This is a genomic window from Streptomyces sp. NPDC034049, from assembly GCF_055575575.1.
This window is the reverse complement of the sequence record NZ_JBVISJ010000020.1, coordinates 67,927-85,004: the sequence shown is the minus strand read 5'-3', so window position 1 is coordinate 85,004 and position 17,078 is coordinate 67,927. Positions and strand designations below refer to the sequence as shown.

Genomic DNA, 17,078 nt, shown 5'->3' with positions numbered 1-17,078 from the left:
GAAGGAGCACTCCCACCATGACCAGCCCGGCCATCGCGGCGAACGGACTGCGCAAGTCCTACGGAGACAAGGTCGTGCTCGACGGCGTCGACCTGACCGTCCCCGAGGGAACGATCTTCTCCCTGCTCGGCCCGAACGGCGCCGGCAAGACCACCGCCGTCAAGATCCTCTCCACGCTCGTCCCGCCCGGCCCCGGCTCCGGCGGGATCCGGGTCGGCGGCCACGACCTCGCCGCCGACCCGCAGGCGGTCCGCGCCGCGATCGGTGTCACCGGGCAGTTCTCCGCCGTCGACGGGCTGATCACCGGTGAGGAGAACATGCTCCTCATGGCGGACCTGCACCACCTGCCCAGGAGGGAGGGGCGGCGGGTCGCCGCCGAACTGCTGGAGCGCTTCGACCTCACCGAGGCCGCCGGGAAGCCCGCCTCCACCTACTCGGGCGGCATGAAGCGCAGGCTCGACATCGCCATGACCCTGGTCGGCGGCCCGCGCATCATCTTCCTCGACGAGCCGACCACCGGCCTCGACCCACGCAGCCGCCACAACATGTGGCAGATCATCCGTGAACTGGTCTCCGACGGGGTCACCGTCTTCCTCACCACCCAGTACCTGGAGGAGGCCGACGAACTCGCCGACCGCATCGCGGTCCTGAACAACGGAAGGATCGCCGCCGAAGGCACCGCCGACGAACTGAAACGGCAGATCCCCGGTGGGCACGTCCGCCTCCGCTTCACCGACCCGGGCGCCTACCGCTCCGCCGCCTCCGCGCTGCGCGAGGTCACCCGGGACGACGAGGCCCTCGCCCTGCAGATCCCCAGCGGCGGCACCCAGCGCGAACTGCGCGCCGTCCTCGACCGGTTGGACACCGCCGGCATCGAGGCCGACGAACTCACCGTGCACACCCCCGACCTCGACGACGTGTTCTTCGCCCTGACCGGCACCGACGTCCCCGCCCAGCCGAACCAGTCCGAGGAGACCGTCCGATGAGCGCCCCCCAGGCCACCGCCCGCCCGAACTCCCTCGCCCTCGCCGTCCGCGACTCCTCCACGATGCTGCGCCGCAACCTCCTGCACGCGCGCCGCTACCCCTCCCTCACCCTCAACCTGCTGCTGACCCCGATCATGCTGCTGCTGCTCTTCGTCTACATCTTCGGCGACGTGATGAGCGCGGGCATCGGCGGCAGCGACCGCTCCGACTACATCGCCTACATCGTCCCGGGCATCCTGATGATGACCATCGGCGGCACCGTCGTCGGGACCGCGGTCTCGGTCGCCACCGACATGAACGAGGGCATCATCGCCCGCTTCCGCACGATGGCGATCCACCGCGGCTCCGTCCTCGTCGGGCACGTCGCCGGCAGCGTGCTGAGCTGCGTCGCCAGCGTGGTGCTCGTCGGCGCCGTGGGCGTCGCCATCGGCTTCCGCTCCGTCGACGCCACCGCCCTGGAGTGGCTGGCGGCGCTCGGCCTGCTCGCCCTGTTCTCCCTGGCGCTCACCTGGATCGCGGTCGGCATGGGCCTGGTCAGTCCGAACGCCGAGGCCGCCGCCAACAGCGCCCAGCCCCTGATCCTCCTGCCCCTCGTCTCCAGCGCCTTCATCCCGGCCGACACCATGCCGGGCTGGTTCCGGCCCATCGCCGAGTACCAGCCGTTCACCCCCGCCATCGAGACCCTGCGCGGCCTCCTCCTCGGCACCGAGATCGGCCACAACGGCTGGCTCGCCGTCGCCTGGTGCGTGGGCCTCACGGCCCTCGGCTACTTCTGGGCGACCTCGAAGTACGACAACGACGCGAAGTAGACATCGAGTCCCCGCACCCCGCGCCCCTCAGGGGCGCGGGGAACCGCGCGATCAGCCCCCATGCACCCGCACCCGGCCAACCACCTCACCCGGCGGACGCGACCCCGCCCGCGCCCACCGCCCCCACCGATTCACGCACCACCACATGCGTCCCCAACAACAGGTGCGAGTCCCCAGCGGAGCGCCCCCGCTCCAACGCCGTCCGCACGGCCAGCCGCCCCAACTCCTCGTACGGCACCCGCACCGTCGTGAGCGGCGGACACAGGTCACGCGCGAACGGGATGTCGTCGTAGCCCACGAGGGACACGTCGCCGGGCACCGACACCCCCGCCTCGCGCAGCGCGGTCAGCGCGCCCGCCGCGACCATGTCGGTCGACGCCATCACCGCGGTGAAGTCGAGCCCCTCCTCCAGCGCCCGCCGCATCGACCGGTACCCGGAGTCCCGGGTGAAGTCCCCGGTCAGCCGCAGCGCGGGATCCGTCTCCACGCCCCGCGCCCGATGGGCCGCCAGATAGCCACGCTCACGCCCCTGCGCGGTCGTGTGCTCCGGCTTCCCGCCGAGGAAGAGGATCCGCCGGTGCCCCTGGGACAGGACGTGCGCGCACAGGGCGTACGCGCCGCCCTCGTTGTCGTACTCGATGACCGTGACCGGCGCTCCCGGGTCCAGCGGCGGCCGTCCGCACAGCACGAGCCGGGACCCGGCGGCCGCCAGCCCGTCGGCGACCCGCGTCGTGCGCGCCCGGTACTCGGGGGTGTCCGCGCCGCCGCCGACCAGGATGACGGCGGCGGCCCGCTGCGCCCGCATCGTCTCGATGAAGTCCGCCTCGTGGGCCGCGTCCCCGTCGGTGCTGCACACCAGACAGAGATGGCCGAGCCGGGTCGCCTCGCGCTCCACACCGTGCGCCATCAGCGCGAACGAGGGGCCGGTGATGTCGTCCAGGACGAAGCCGAGGGTGGGGGTGCCGGCCCCGGCGATCGCCTTGGCGCGGGCGTCGGCGACGTAGTCCAGTTCACGGACGGCACGCAGCACCTGCGAGCGGGTCGCGGTGCTCACGGGGTAGACCCCGCCGAGCACCCGCGACACCGTGGCCGCCGAGACACCGGCCCGCGCGGCAACGTCCCGGATCGTGCTGCGGCCGCCGTCCGCGTTCTTCCTCGTCATGCGCCACCCCACCCAGCCACTCGGCACCCCCTCGGTAACCGGTTTCCCCGGAGGGAGGCTAGCAGCGGGCGGCCGGCCGGCGCCCCGGGTCCGTCAGGCCAGGGACTTGGCGATGGCCGCGATCGCCTCCGGGCCCACCCGGCAGCACCCGCCGATCAGCCGGGCCCCGGCCGCCCGCCACCCCTCGACCTGTTCGGTGGTGAACGTCGACCGCCCGGTCCAGGCCCGCGCCGACGCGTCCCAGGTCTCCCCGCTGTTCGGATACACCACGACGGGCTTGCCGGTGACCCGGACGGCCGTCTCGATCGCGCCGTCCACGTCGTCGGGGGAGCAGCAGTTCACGCCCACCGCGACGACCTCCTCGGCGTCGGCGGCGAGCGCGAAGGCCTCCTCCAGCGGCTGCCCGGCGCGGGTGCGGTCACCGGCGATGGTGTACGACAGCCAGGCGGGCACCTCCAGGCCCCGGACCGCCCGCAGCAGCGCCTCGGCCTCGTCGGTGTCGGGGATCGTCTCCAGCGCGAGGACATCGGGGCCTGCGGCGGCCAGTGCCTCCAGGCGCGGCCGGTGGAACCGTTCCAACTCGGCCCCGCTCAGCCCGTACCGGCCCCGGTACTCGGAGCCGTCCGCGAGCATCGCCCCGTACGGGCCGACGGAGGCGGCGCTCAGCAGCGGGCGCGTGACGCCCCGCGCCGTGGCCTCCACCGCCGCGTCGACGGCCAACTCGACGCTCAGCGCCATGAGTTCGGCCGCCCGCTCGCGCCTGATGCCGCGCTTCGCGAAGCCCTCGAAGGTGGCCTGGTAGCTGGAGGTGATCGCCACGCTCGCGCCCGCCTCGTAGTAGGCGAGATGGGCCTCGGTGATCGCCTCCGGCTGCTCCGCGAGCAGCCGCGCCGACCACAGCTCGTCGCTCAGGTCGTGCCCGGCCGACTCCAGCTGGTTGGACATGCCGCCGTCGAGGACGAGGACATCGGCGGCGAGGGCCGCCGCGAAGGGGCCGACGCGGGGGCCGGGGACGTGGGGAAGGCTGCCGGGTGCGTTGCTGGTCATGCCGACGACGGTAGTCGAGTACGGGGCGGGCCCACCCGAGTGTGTCCAGTACATGAACAGATTGACCACCATGTGGACCGCGGCGGTACGATCACGCCCTCCCCGTCCCCACCCCGCCGCATCCCCCGGGAACCGCCATGACCACGACCAGCACCCCAGAGGCCGCCGAGCCCGAACCGACCTCGCCCGCCGGCGCGACCGCCCCGGGCCGTAAGTTCGGGCTCGGCGCGGCCACCGCCCTCGTCATGGGCAACATCATCGGCGGTGGCATCTTCACCCTCCCCGCCGCCGTCGCCCCCTACGGCACGGTCAGCCTGCTCGCCTTCGTCATCCTCTCCGTGGCCGCCGTCCTGCTCGCGCTGCTCTTCGGCAAGCTGGCCCGGCGCAGCCCGGTCACCGGCGGCCTCTACGTCTACCCGCGCGACGCCTTCGGCCCCTTCGCGGGCTTCCTGTCGGCCTGGTCGTACTGGACGATGTGCTGGGTCAGCATCGCCGCGCTCGCCGTCGGTGTCGTCGGCTACGTCGACGTGCTGATACCCCTGGGCGACAGCAAGGTCGTCCTGGCGCTGGCGGCCCTGGCCGCGCTGTGGCTGCCCGCCGCCGCGAACTTCGCGGGCACCCGCTACGTGGGCGCCGTGCAGATCGTCTCCACCGTGCTGAAGTTCGTGCCGCTGCTGCTGGTCGCGACCGTCGGCCTGTTCTTCGTCGACGCCGACAACTTCGGCCCGTTCAACGCCTCCGGCGAGAGCGCCCCGGGCGCGATCGCCGCCGCGGCCGCGCTGCTGCTCTACAGCTTCCTGGGCGTCGAGTCGGCCGCCGTCAGCGCCGGCGAGGTCCGCGACCCGGAGCGCAACGTCGGACGCGCCAGCGTCCTCGGCACCCTCGCCTCCGCCGTCGTCTACATCCTCGGCACGATCGCCGTCTTCGGCCTCGTCCCGCACCAGGAACTCGTCGAGTCCGGGGCCCCCTTCGCCGACGCCGTGAACTCGATGGCCGGCGGCAGCTGGGGCGGCACGGTGATCGCGCTGGTCGCGGTGGCCTCGATCGTCGGCTGCCTCAACGGCTGGGTCCTGCTCAGCGCCCAGATGCCGTACGCCGCCGCCCGCGACGGCCTCTTCCCGAAGCCGTTCGCCCGGATCGGCAAGGGCGGCGTCCCCTCCTTCGGCGTCCTCGCCACCGCCGTCCTCGGCACGCTCCTCATCGTCGTCAACTACGCGGACGACCCGGACACCGCGTTCCGTGTCCTCGTCCTCATCACCACGTTCACCGGCTGCGTCCCCTACCTGCTGTCCGCCGCCGCGCAGCTGTACTGGCTGGCCCGCGGCACCCGGGAGCGGGTCCGCCCCGCCGGTCTGGTCCGCGACCTGATCGTCGCCGCCCTCTCCTTCGCCTTCTCCTTCTGGCTGATCGCCGGCGCCGGCTACGCGGCCGTCTACCAGGGCGCCCTGTTCCTCTTCGCGGGCATCCCGGTGTACGTGTGGCTGCGGGGACGGCAGGAGGGCACCGAGGCGGACGGCGCCACGACCTAGGTGTATTGATCACGAGCGCCTGTCGTCACATTCCCGTCTGCCCCGCGACGCCATGCACGCTCCCCCAGTCTCGGCTTCGCTCGACCGGGAGGTACCCCCACGACGCCGCGGGGCCGCCCTCCGGGCGACGACGGGAATGTGACGACAGGCCCTGGCCCGCCGCCCGGCGGGCGGTCACCGACCCCCGTACGGTGACCGCCCGATCGGGCCCGCGGCCCACGGGGCGCGGCGGCCCCGGGCTCAGCCCGTGGCCGCGTGCTGGCCGCCGCCGCGCCGGTGGTTCCTGCGCCGCCTGGTGACCGGCACCAGCAGCCCGGTGAGGCCGACGAGGGCGAGTGCGTACGGCCACCAGCCGAGGCCGCTGTCGGCGGAGGCGCTCGCGTTCTGGGTACGGGGGTCCTGTGCGCCGGGACCGGAGGCGGAGCCCGCGGCGGCCTTCACGGACGGCGACGGGCCGCCCTTCGCCCGGGTGAGGACGACGTCGTTGCCGTCGCCGCCCCTGTACCCGATCCGGTAGGTGGTGTCGGCCAGCTTCACCCTGGCGCCCTCCCGGAGCCCGGTGAACCTCCCGGTGGTCGCGCCCTTGCCGCGGTGGTCGATCACGGTGATCGTCTCGCCGGGTCCGCCGACGTCGGCCAGGGCCGCGAAGTCCAGCCCACCGGCCAGCCGCACCGCCCCGCTGACCTTCAACGGCCGCTCCCGCAGCACCAGTTGGCCCCGGGCGGTCTGGGTGTAGCCGCCGGTCACGGTGAGGCCGGCGACGACCACGCCCGCGTTGGTCACCGCGCCCCGGACCGTGCCCCTGCCGGACAGCGACCTGGTCACCTTCAGCCCGGAGCCGCCCACGTCGAGCGTCGCGCCAGCGGTGGTGAGCCGGACGGTCCTGCTGTGGGCGAGGGTCGCCCCCGAACGCAGTGCCAGCGTGCCCTTGGTGACGTTGGTCGCCCCGGTGTAGTTCACCGCCGTGCCCGTCAGGGTCGTGGTGGCCTTGCCCGACTGGGTGAGCGAGCCGCTGCCGCCGATCCGTGCCAGCGTCACCGGCTTCGCGACGTTGCGGACGATCAGGGAACCGTCGTTGACCACCCTGGCGAGGGCCCCCTTGGTGTAGAGCCCGCCGTCGCCCCCGGCCCTGCCGCTGCCCAGCCGCAGCACCGCGCCCTTCTCGACCGTCGTCGAGCCGTCGTAGTACTGCACGGCGGCGAAGGTGACGTCGTTGCCCTCGGTCCCCGCGATGACGACGTCCCCGGCACCGGGCGCGGCGAGCGTGTCGTGGAAGCGGCCGCCGCCGATGGGGGCGCCCAGGGTGACCGGTCCGTTGTAGTCGAGGGTGAGCAGGGAACGGGAGCGGGCCGCCAGGAGGTTGATGTAGACCGTCTCGGCCGTGCCCGGCATGAAGATCCTGTTCGTGGTCCCGTCGCCCCACTGGACGTTCGCGCCCTTGATGTTGGTGCCGCGCTTGTTGACGTTCTTGCGCGCGGGCGTCCAGTTCAGGGCGGGGTCGCTCAGCGAGGGGTTCGTGTCACCGCCCCGGTCGGACCAGCTGTACTGGCCGGTGAGGATCACCTTGCCGCCGGGCCGCGACTGGACGTTGATGTCGCTGCCGTACTCGCGCTGGTAGAAGTCCATGCCCTGGGTGACGGTCCGGCCGAGCGGGGTGTCCACGGTCCAGGTGCCCTGGTTGAGCACCTTGCGCGCGTTCGGCAGCGAGGTCGCGAACTCCGGGCGCCCGGCGTTGACCTGGGTGCCGTTGTCGATGACGCCGCTGAAGGGGTGGGTGCCCGACAGGTCCCAGGTGGCCCACAGGAACCTCGGCTGGGTGACCAGGCCGGAGCCGCTGATGGTGCCCAGGTTGTACGGGACGTCCTTCAGCGCGAGCCGCAGGGTGCCGTCGACCCGGATGTTGTTCTGGTTGAGCCGGAACGCCGGGGTGCCGTACGGGTAGTGGCCGATCACCCCGGTCGGGCCGCTGTCGCCGTACTGCAGGGTGGCGCCCTCGGCGACGGTCACGGCGGGCGGGTCCGGGCGGGTGACGGTGACGTAGGGGTGGTTCCCGCCGAGGATCCGCACGCTCTGCCGCTGCCGGGACTTGGGCAGGGTGAAGTCGCTGTCCTTGGTGAGGACCAGCGTCCCGGTGCCGCGCACGGTGAGGGTGCCGGTGCCGCTGAACACACCGTCGTACGTGGTCTTCCCGGACGGCACGGTCACCACCGTGTCCCCGGTGAGGGTGACGTTCCGTCCGGCCAGGACGTCGGCGGTCACATCGCGGGGGCCGGCGGCGGTCGCGGTCGGGGCGCCGAGCAGCAGGGCGGTGACCGCCAGGGCTCCGGCGGCCGACGCTGTCTTGTGGAGGGGGGTGCGCACGTCATGGGGGACGGTCCGGGTGCCGCGCCGATAACAGAAATCTCGTGCGGACCCCCGACCAGGAACCCCGATCCGGGCTTCGGATCCGGGCTTCGGACCCCGGTTCCGTTCCTGTGAGCCCGTGTTCGTCTCGCCCAACCCGTTGACCTCCCCGTAACACGCCCTTACCTTTTCGGCGTTCGGAATGAAAGATCTTGTGCGGTATGTCGAACATTTCTGTTTCCTTTTGTTCCCCCCTCCGAGAGGAAGCCACATGGGCCGCGACCACTCCGTCCCCGAACCCCCGAACCGCCGACTGCTCCTGAAGGGCGCCCTGGCCGCCGGCGCCCTCACGGCGATGCCCGCGACCGCCGCCCACGCGGCCGGTTCCCGGCCGCCCTTCGTCAACCCGCTGGTCCGCAACCGCGCCGACCCGCACATCAACCGGCACACCGACGGCTTCTACTACTTCACGGCGACCGCGCCCGAGTACGACCGGATCATCCTGCGCAGGTCCCGCACCCTGCGCGGGCTGTCGACGGCCGCCGAGTCCGTGATCTGGCGCAAGCACGCCACGGGTGTGATGGGCGCGCACATCTGGGCGCCCGAGATCCACCGCATCGACGGCAAGTGGTACATCTACTTCGCCTCCGCGCCCGCCGAGGACATCTGGGCGATCCGCATCTGGGTCCTGGAGAACTCCCACCGGGACCCGTTCAAGGGCACCTGGGTCGAGCGCGGACAGCTGAAGACGGCCTGGGAGACCTTCTCCCTGGACGCCACCACCTTCACCCACCGGGGCTCCCGCTATCTCGCGTGGGCGCAGCACGAGCCCGGGATGAACAACAACACCGCGGTCTGGCTCTCGAAGATGGCCGACCCGCTGACCCTGACGGGGCCGCAGGTACGGCTCACCACACCGGAGCTGGACTGGGAGGTCATCGGCTTCAAGGTCAACGAGGGCCCGTCGGTCATCAAGCGCAACGGCCGCCTCTTCATGACCTACTCGGCGAGTGCCACCGACTTCAACTACTGCATGGGCCTGCTGACGATCGACGCGGACGCGGACCTCATGGACCCGGCCAACTGGTCGAAGTCCCCGACGCCGGTCTTCACCAGCAACGACACCACCAAGCAGTACGGGCCGGGCCACAACAGCTTCACGGTCGCCGAGGACGGCCGCACCGACGTCCTCGTCTACCACGCCCGCCAGTACAAGGACATCGTCGGCGACCCCCTCAACGACCCCAACCGCCACACCCGGATCCAGCGCCTGGGCTGGAAGCCCGACGGCACCCCCGACTTCGGCGTCCCCGTCGCCGACTCGCCCACCTCGAACGCCCGGTAAGGAGAGCTGAGATGAGACGTGCGTACGCGACACTCCTCGCGCTCTGTCTGGCGCTGGCAGGCGCCCTCGTCACGGCCGGCCCCGCCCAGGCGGCGCCGCAGACCATCACCAACGGCACCCAGTTCACCGACAGCGGCGGCAACCCCCTGCACGCCCACGGCGGCGGCGTCATCAAGGTCGGCACCTACTACTACTGGTTCGGCGAGAACCGCAACGCCGACAACACCTTCCGGTACGTCTCGGCCTACCGCTCCACGGACCTGAAGAACTGGGAGTTCCGCAACCACGTCCTGACCGAGGCCACCGACCCGGAACTGGCGACCGCCAACATCGAGCGCCCGAAGGTCATCTACAACGCGGCCACCGGCAAGTTCGTGATGTGGATGCACAAGGAGAACGGCGTCGACTACAGCGAGGCCCGCGCGGCCGTCGCCGTCTCCGACACCGTCGACGGGAACTACACCTGGCGGGGCAGCTTCCGCCCGCTGGGCCAGCACATGTCCCGTGACATCACCACGTTCGTGGACAGCGACGGCACCGGCTACATGATCTCGGCGGCCCGCGAGAACTACGACCTCCAGATCTACCGCCTCACCGCCGACTACACCGGTGTCGCCGCTCTCGTCGCCGACCCCTGGCACGGCGGCCACCGCGAGGCCCCGGCCCTGTTCAAGCGCAACGGCGTGTACTTCATGCTCACTTCGGGCGCCACGGGCTGGAACCCCAACCAGCAGCAGTACGCCACCGCCACCAACATCGCGGGCCCCTGGACCGCCATGGCCAACGTCGGCGACGCGACGGCCTTCGGCTCGCAGACCGCCTACGTCCTGCCCGTGCAGGGCACGTCGACGACCTCCTATCTCTACATGGGCGACCGCTGGGGCAACTCCATAGGCGGCACGGTCAACGACTCCCGCTACGTCTGGCTGCCGCTGACCTTCCCGACCTCCACCACGATGTCCATGTCCTGGTCCCCCGAGGTCACGATCGACACGGCCACCGGCACGGTCAACGGCACCAGTGCCACGTACAGCACGCTGATCGCCCGCCACTCGTCCAAGTGCGCCGACGTCACCAGCCAGTCGCAGTGGGCGGGAGCCCAGATCAAGCAGTACGCCTGCAACGGCGGCAACAACCAGAAGTACTGGTTCAAGTCCGTCGGCGGCGGCTACTACCAGCTGATGACCCGGCACAGCTCCCTGTGCGTCCAGGAGAACGCCAACACGGTCACCCAGGAGAACTGCAACTCCTCCAACACCGCCCAGCAGTTCTCGCTCACCACCACCGGCTCCTACGTGAACGTCAAGTCCCGCGCGAGCGGCGAATGCCTGGACGTCAACGGCGCGTCCACCGCCGACGGCGCCGCGATCATCACGTACACGTGCAACAGCGGCACCAACCAGCAGTGGACGCGCGGGACATGACGAAACGTCAGTTCAACAGGTCGATCGCGTCGATCGCCGTCCCCGCACTGAGGTAGGAGGTCGTCCCCGAACCGCTCACCACGTTGATCTTCAGCACGTTGTACTGACTCGTGTCCGTCAGCCAGGCGGACGCCGGGACGCTGTAGGTGAACGTGTGGTTGTTGCCCCGGTAGGACCCGTTGGTCAGGGACCGCGTGTTCGGCTGGGTGGGCGGGGAGGGGATCGCCGAAGTCCAGGTGTCGTTCACGACGACCTGCGGCCGGCCGTTGGCGTAGGCCGTCGTCACCCCGATGCGCAGGGTGTGGGCGGCGGCGGCCTGCGCGGCGGTCAGCCGGAAGTAGACGAGGAGACCGCTGTTCACGTCCTTCCAGAGGTAGCAGGGGAAGGCCGAGGTCTCGGTCCCGCTGCCGATCACCACGTTGCCGGTCCAGGCGGCCGCCCGGGTGTCCGACGGATGCGCGTACGTCATCAGGTCGGCGTTCTTGAAGCCGCTCGGCGTGCCGTTCCAGTCGTTGATCCGCCAGATCGCGGACGCGTTCGACGGGTCGTTGGTGGACGGGATCGCGATCGAGTTCAGCGTCGTCGTCCCGCCCGCCGTGACCGTCACCGAGGTCGTGTACACCGCCAGCTCACCCTTGAAGACCGTGAGGGTGTACGTCCCCGGGAGCACCCCGGAGATGGAGAACCAGCCGTCCGACGCCCGTGCCGAACCCCAGTACTGCGCCGCCGAGTTGGCGAGCCCCACCGTGTACGCGTACGCCGTGTTCCGCCCGGTGATGCCGACGCCCGCCACCCGGCCCCGGCCGCTCGCGGACACGTACCCGGACAGGCCCAGCGAGTCCGCCCACGGGGTGCTCAGGGTGCCCGGGAACAGCGAGGAGGAGGGTGCCCCGCCGTCCGTGAAGGCGATGACGTACGGGCCCTGGAGGCCGAACCGCTGCTCCTCGGTCTGGTTCTGGCCGTAGTAGAGGATCTCGTAGAGGCCGCCGCCGTCCGCGCTCTGGTGGCGCAGCAGGGAGCGGTAGAAGGGGCCGCCGGAGGCCTTCTCGTGGTTGCTGCGGACCACCCACAGACCGACGCCGTTCGCCGACCAGCCCACGTAGTCGTAGTCCATGACGCGGAGTCTGGAGAAGTGCTTCGAGCGGGTCTGGCCGTCGGACTTGCTGAACACGTCCGAGGCTTCGATGGTGGTGGGCGCGTAGGTGTAGGAGTCGGGCTGGTCGTTGAGGAACAGGCCCGCCTTCACCCGCACGATGAAGCGGGTCGCGGAGACCGAGGTGTCGGCCTTGTTGGTCCACAGGTAGACGTTGTTCTCGCCGCTGCGGGCCGCGTAGTAGTGCCTGAGCGTGCCGTAGGCGACGGAGACGAGGATCGTCGAGCCGGACTGCCTGATGGTGACGGTGGAGGTGCCGAGGCCGGACTCGATGTGCGAGTTCATGCCGCCGTAGCCCTGGTACTCCACGCCCCGGTAGACCAGCGAGGACAGGTCGCCGTTGCTCTTCCTGACCTTGAACACCAGGTTCGCGCCGGTGTCGATCACGTAGTTGGTGCCGTCGTCGGTGTAGCCGAAGGTCGCGGCGCGGGCGGTGCCGGCCAGCGGCCCGGCGAGCGCGGCGCCGGCGGCGGTGGCGGCGGTGCCGACGACGAAGCCGCGTCGGCCGAGCGTCGGGCGGTCGGGGGATTCGGACATGGGGGGCCTCCTCGGAGGTGCGTGGGGGGAGTGCGGGTGATTCGGAAGAGTGACAGTTGAATCGTTTTCGCGAAAGGGCTTTCGCGAGGAGGAAGTTGACAATCTTGTGAAAGTGCACCGACATCTAGAAAGCGCTTGCCAAACGATGTACCGTCCAGCCGCCGGGTCATGTCACCCCTCCGAGGAGCCGCAATGAGACGTTTCACCGTCGCCGCACTGACGGCGGCCGCGACCCTGGGCACCGTCCTGGCGGCCGCGCCGGCCGAGGCGCACCGGGGCCGCCCCGCGCTGGGCCTGGAGAACTGCGCCGCGAACGCCTGCCACTTCGACGTCCCGGACGGCACGTACGACGTGACGGTCCGCCTCGGCGGGCAGGACGCGGCGAGCACGAAGATCACCGGCGAGACGCGCCGCACGCTGCTCGCCGAGACGGGCACGGACGCCGGGCGGTCCGTCCTCCGTAGCTTCACCGTGAACGTCCGCACCCCCGAGGGCGAGCCGACCGGCCCCGCCGGCACGCCCGGCCTCGACCTGGTCGTCGGCGGTTCCGCGCCCGCGCTGGCCGACATCCGGGTGACCCCCGCGAAGCGGGCCCGCCAGATCTTCCTCGTCGGCGACTCCACGGTCTGCGACCAGCCCGGCGACCCCTACTCCGGCTGGGGCCAGCAGCTCCCGCAGTACCTGCGGAAGGGCGTCTCGGTCGCCAACTACGCCGACTCCGGCGAGAGCACGGTGTCCTACCTGGCCGACTCCCGGCTGTGGGCCACCGTCCAGCCGCAGATCCGCCGGGGCGACCTGGTGCTGATCCAGCTGGCCCACAACGACAAGCAGACCGACGAGGCCACCTACCGGGCCAACCTGGAGACGCTGGTCGCGGGTGTCCGCGAGAAGGGCGGCCGCCCCGTCCTGGTCACCCCGATCGTCCGCCGCTGGTTCAACTCCGACGGCACGCTCAACAACGGCACGGCCCTGCTGGTGAACGGGCTGGGCGTGGACCACCCGGCGGTCACGCGGGCGGTCGCCGCGGCCCACGACGTGCCGTTGATCGATCTCACCGCCGGGACGAAGGCGCTGGTGGAGTCGCTGGGGACGGAGGGGTCCAAGGCGCTGTACCTGTACAACGAGAAGCGCGACAACACCCATACCTCCGTGCACGGGGCGACGGTCTACGCCGGGCTCGTCCGTGACGGACTCGTCGCCCTGGGGCTGGTGCCGGAGGGGAAGACCAGGGTGGGATAAGACGCCTGGGGCGCCCCGACCGGAACCGGGGCGCCTCAGGTTCTGCCGGAACGGGAGGTGGGTTGTCGGGTGCGGCTCCGGCGGGGCTTCTCGCGCAGTTCCCCGCGCCCCTGAAAAGCAGAGGCTGCGCCCCGTGCTTTTCAGGCCCGCAGGGCCGTGGTCTTTGAGGCCCGCAGGGGCCTGGTCTTCCAGGCCCGCAGGGGCCTGATGCCTTCAGGGGCGCGGGGAACTGCGCGAGAAGCCCCACCGACCCGCACCCGACAACCCACCCCGGCCTCCCCCCTCCCTCTCCCTCCCCCGAAAAAACACACCCCGGCCAGAAAGCGCAGCGCCATGCACTCCCAGCCCCAGGACGACCGCACCCTCAGCCCGTACACCGGCTACACCCGCGCCCACTGGGAGTCCGCGGCCGACTCCCTGCTGGCCGCCGTGGAGCCGTACTCCACGGCCGACGGGGCCCTGTACGACCTGCCCGGCGACCGCACCAGCTGGTCCGGCCGGCTCTCCGACGGTCTGGAGGGATACGCCCGCACCCTCCTCCTCGCCGCGTTCCGCCGGGACGAGACCGCGCTGGCCCGCTACGCCGACGGCCTGGCGGCCGGCGTGTCCGGCGTCTGGCCACGCATCGAGGACCGCGGGCAGCCCCTCGTCGAGGCCGCGTCGATCGCCTTCGCGCTGCGCGTGACCCGGGAGCTGCTCTGGGACCGCCTCGACGACGGCGTCCGACAGCGCGCGGCGGCCTGGCTCGGCGACGCGCTCACCGCCGAACCCTGGCCCTGCAACTGGGAGTTGTTCCCGGTGACCGTCGGCGGCTTCCTCGAAGAGATCGGGTACGAACCGGAGCTGTCCCGCCGTGTCGTCGAGCAGCGCCTCGACCGGATCGAGCAGTGGTACCTCGGCGACGGCTGGTACACCGACGGCGACGGCCGCAAGTTCGACTACTACAACGGCTGGGCCATGCACCTCTACCCGGTGCTGCACGCCTGGCTCGCCCAGGACGACCACCTCCTCGCCCGCTACGGCGACCGTCTCGCCACCCATCTCGACGACTACGCCCGCCTGTTCGGCGGCGACGGCGCCCACCTCCACCAGGGCCGCTCCCTCACCTACCGCTTCGCGACGACCGTCCCGCTCTGGCTGGGCGCCCTCACCGGCCGTACGCCGCTGTCGCCGGGGCAGACGCGACGGCTGGCCTCGGGCGCGCTGAAGTACTTCCTCGACCGGGGCGCGGTCGACGACCGGGGCCTGCTGTCGCTGGGCTGGCACGGCCCGGACCCCGACGTCCTCCAGGGCTATTCGGGCCCCGCCTCCCCGTACTGGGCCAGCAAGGGCTTCCTCGGCCTGCTCCTGCCGCCCGACCACGAGGTGTGGACGGCGACGGAGGAGCCGGGACCGGTGGAACAGGAGGACGAGCTGCGTCCCCTCGGCCCGCCCAACTGGCTCCTGCAGTCCACCCGTACGGACGGCCTGGTCCGCCTCCACAACCACGGCAGCGAGGACGTCCGCTACGACCCCTTCTACACCCGGCTCGCCTACTCGACCGTGACGCGGCCCGTGCCCCTGGCGGCGCCGGCGGAGACGTACGACAACAGCGTGATCGTCGGCGGCGACGCGAGCCGTGTCGACATCGAGCCGCTGGGCGTGGGGGAGGGGTGGGCCGCGTCCCGGCACGCGGTCGGCGACAGCGGTGTCCGGGTCACCGCCCTCGTCGTGGCCCGGGGCGCGGTCGAGGTCCGTGCCCAGCTGGTGAGCGGCGCGGTGCCCGGCACCCCGGTGCGGATCACGGGCTGGGCGGCGGCGGAGGGCGTACGGGTGGAACTCGCGCCCGCGCACGGCCTGTCGGAGACCGGCGGCCCCGGATGCGAGGGCACGACGGCCGGGGACGCCACCCTCTTCGTCGCGCTCGCCCGCCTCACCGCCGACCCCGACCCCGTGCCGCTCACGAAGCTGGTCTCCGTGACGGTGGAGGGCGGTCACGACCTGGTCGTGACCTGGGCCGACGGCGAGCGGGCGGCGTTCCGGTTCGACCGCGGCGCTACGGCTTCAGACGGGCGATCCGCAGTGTCTTCGTGGTCGGTGACGCCCCGGTGAGGGCGGTCGTGTAGGACGGGGTGACGGGCGCGTAGGCCCAGGTCAGCGTCCCGTCCTTCAGGACGGCGATGTCACCGGAGATACGCGCCTTCACCACCTTGTCCGCGCCCTGGAGCTTGCCGTTCCAGTCGACGAGACGGAAGTGGGTGCCGGTGAAGGTGCCGGTGCAGGTACCGCTCGCGCACTTGGCGTTCTTCAGGGTCTCGTAGGAGACGAGGAGCCGGTCCTCGCCGTACGGGGCGACGCGCACGTTGACGTGCTCGGTGCCCTTGGCGGAGGTCAGGTAGACCGGCTTGCCCGAGGGGGTGTTCCTGTTCTTGAGGAACGCGAGGGCGACCTGGTGGGTGCTGGTCTTCGGCTCGACCGTCCAGCCCCGCCCGCTGGAGTCGTCCGGGTTCTTCTTGGCGGACGCCGCGCCCCGTGAGGCGAAGGCGGTGGCGTAACGGCCGGTCGTGGACTTCACCAGGTCGCCGGTGCGGCTCGCGAAGGTGCCGCCGCAGTAACCGGCCCAGCACTGCTCGCGCTGGACGACGGGCGCGTTGTCGGGCGCGCCTATGCCGGTGGAGACGAAGAGCCCCGAGCGCCAGTCGTCGAAGCAGAGGGAGGTGAAGTTCCCGCTGGTCTCGGCGCGCAGGGCTATGCCCTCGTTGTGGGAGCAGCCCCAGCCCCAGCCGCCGCTCAGCTTCTTGCCGGTGGAGCCGACGTAGGCGAGCTTGTCGCCGAAGTGGCCGTCGGCGAAGCCGCCCGCGCCGTGCACCACGAAGTAGGCGCCGTACTTCTTGCCGTTCCAGGCGAGCTGGCCGTCGAGCAGCGGGGCCGTGTCGTCGGAGGAGGCCCCGGTGAGCTTGGTCCGCCAGGCCTGCTTGCCGTTCTTGTAGCGGACGAGCGCGGCGGCGGTCTCCTTCCACTTGTTGGTGTCGGCGACCCGGGTCAGCAGAGCGAACCCGTCGTTGTGCGCGACGAGCCCCCCGACCTCCTTCGTCCCCTTGACGACCGTGTCGGCGCCGGAGCGCTTGCCGACCGCCGTCAGCGGCGTGACATGGATGCCGTCCGAGGCCGGCCAGGCGACCCGCAGGGTCCCGTTCGGCGCGACGGCCGTCGCCGTCCGCGTCCACTCCCGGCTGTTGTTGTAGCCCGCCGAGAGATAGGGGAACTTCGCCGGCAGGCTCACGGTCGTGTTCGTGACGGTGAGACCACCGGCCGCCGAGGGGGCCGAGGGCGCCGCCCCGGCGGTCGCGTACCAGGCCCCCGCCAGCACGGACGCGGCCACGAGCGACCCGATGACGGGCTTGCGCGCGAGGTGGCGCCGACGGTGTCTGGGCGGGGCGGAGGGGGACGGTGTTGCAGGTGTCATGCCTTGAGGTCGCCACCGAAGAGCACGGGGTTGCCGTCCGAGGGCACATCATGTGAGAT

General features: G+C 71.6%; 12 protein-coding genes. 7 read left to right on the top strand and 5 right to left on the bottom strand.

The window, feature by feature from the left end; all coding sequences use genetic code 11:
• Positions 1-17 precede the first annotated feature (17 nt).
• Positions 18-986: an ATP-binding cassette domain-containing protein gene (locus ACZ52C_RS37700; RefSeq protein WP_469079047.1), complete on the top strand. Its 969-nt coding sequence runs from the start codon at positions 18-20 to the stop codon at positions 984-986.
• Entirely contained in the window at positions 983-1,795 is an 813-nt protein-coding gene (locus ACZ52C_RS37695; protein ID WP_469079046.1) for an ABC transporter permease, read from the top strand. The genes ACZ52C_RS37700 and ACZ52C_RS37695 overlap by 4 nt, the downstream gene beginning before the upstream one ends.
• An 85-nt stretch (positions 1,796-1,880) precedes the next feature.
• Here ACZ52C_RS37695 and ACZ52C_RS37690 read toward each other — a convergent pair whose 3' ends face one another.
• Together ACZ52C_RS37690 and mmuM are read right to left on the bottom strand one after the other, a co-directional pair.
• Entirely contained in the window at positions 1,881-2,957 is a 1,077-nt protein-coding gene (locus tag ACZ52C_RS37690) for a LacI family DNA-binding transcriptional regulator (RefSeq protein ID WP_469079045.1), read from the bottom strand.
• Positions 2,958-3,050: 93 nt separating this feature from the next.
• A complete protein-coding gene (gene mmuM, locus ACZ52C_RS37685) occupies positions 3,051-4,004 on the bottom strand; it encodes a homocysteine S-methyltransferase (RefSeq protein WP_469079044.1) in 954 nt (317 codons plus the stop codon).
• Positions 4,005-4,141: 137 nt separating this feature from the next.
• Here mmuM and ACZ52C_RS37680 point away from each other — a divergent pair, with 137 nt between their 5' ends.
• On the top strand, positions 4,142-5,533 hold the full coding sequence (locus tag ACZ52C_RS37680; protein WP_469079043.1) for an amino acid permease: 1,392 nt from the start codon (positions 4,142-4,144) through the stop codon (positions 5,531-5,533).
• Between the two features lie 240 nt (positions 5,534-5,773).
• Here ACZ52C_RS37680 and ACZ52C_RS37675 read toward each other — a convergent pair whose 3' ends face one another.
• Positions 5,774-7,894: an autotransporter gene (locus ACZ52C_RS37675; RefSeq protein ID WP_469079042.1), complete on the bottom strand. Its 2,121-nt coding sequence runs from the start codon at positions 7,892-7,894 to the stop codon at positions 5,774-5,776.
• Positions 7,895-8,147: 253 nt separating this feature from the next.
• Between ACZ52C_RS37675 and ACZ52C_RS37670 the strand changes: the two genes are divergently transcribed.
• Positions 8,148-9,221, top strand: coding sequence for a glycoside hydrolase family 43 protein (locus ACZ52C_RS37670; RefSeq protein ID WP_469079041.1), 1,074 nt, complete (start codon positions 8,148-8,150; stop codon positions 9,219-9,221).
• A gap of 11 nt (positions 9,222-9,232) precedes the next feature.
• Complete coding sequence (locus ACZ52C_RS37665) at positions 9,233-10,645, top strand: RICIN domain-containing protein (protein ID WP_469079040.1); 1,413 nt, start codon at positions 9,233-9,235, stop codon at positions 10,643-10,645.
• Positions 10,646-10,652: 7 nt separating this feature from the next.
• On the opposite strand, the gene ACZ52C_RS37660 is transcribed toward ACZ52C_RS37665, so the two are convergent.
• Positions 10,653-12,335 (bottom strand): rhamnogalacturonan lyase B N-terminal domain-containing protein, encoded by a 1,683-nt coding sequence (locus ACZ52C_RS37660; protein ID WP_469079039.1) that lies wholly within the window; start codon positions 12,333-12,335, stop codon positions 10,653-10,655.
• Between the two features lie 192 nt (positions 12,336-12,527).
• On the opposite strand from ACZ52C_RS37660, the gene ACZ52C_RS37655 reads away from it, so the two are divergent.
• Both ACZ52C_RS37655 and ACZ52C_RS37650 read left to right on the top strand, forming a co-directional pair.
• Positions 12,528-13,574 (top strand): rhamnogalacturonan acetylesterase, encoded by a 1,047-nt coding sequence (locus ACZ52C_RS37655; protein ID WP_469079038.1) that lies wholly within the window; start codon positions 12,528-12,530, stop codon positions 13,572-13,574.
• 333 nt (positions 13,575-13,907) lie between these two features.
• On the top strand, positions 13,908-15,665 hold the full coding sequence (locus tag ACZ52C_RS37650; protein ID WP_469079037.1) for a DUF2264 domain-containing protein: 1,758 nt from the start codon (positions 13,908-13,910) through the stop codon (positions 15,663-15,665).
• On the opposite strand, the gene ACZ52C_RS37645 is transcribed toward ACZ52C_RS37650, so the two are convergent.
• Positions 15,610-17,019, bottom strand: a complete 1,410-nt coding sequence (locus tag ACZ52C_RS37645; RefSeq protein ID WP_469079036.1) for a hypothetical protein — start codon at positions 17,017-17,019, stop codon at positions 15,610-15,612. The two genes, ACZ52C_RS37650 and ACZ52C_RS37645, sit on opposite strands and share 56 nt — an antisense overlap.
• Between the last annotated feature and the right edge of the window lie 59 nt (positions 17,020-17,078).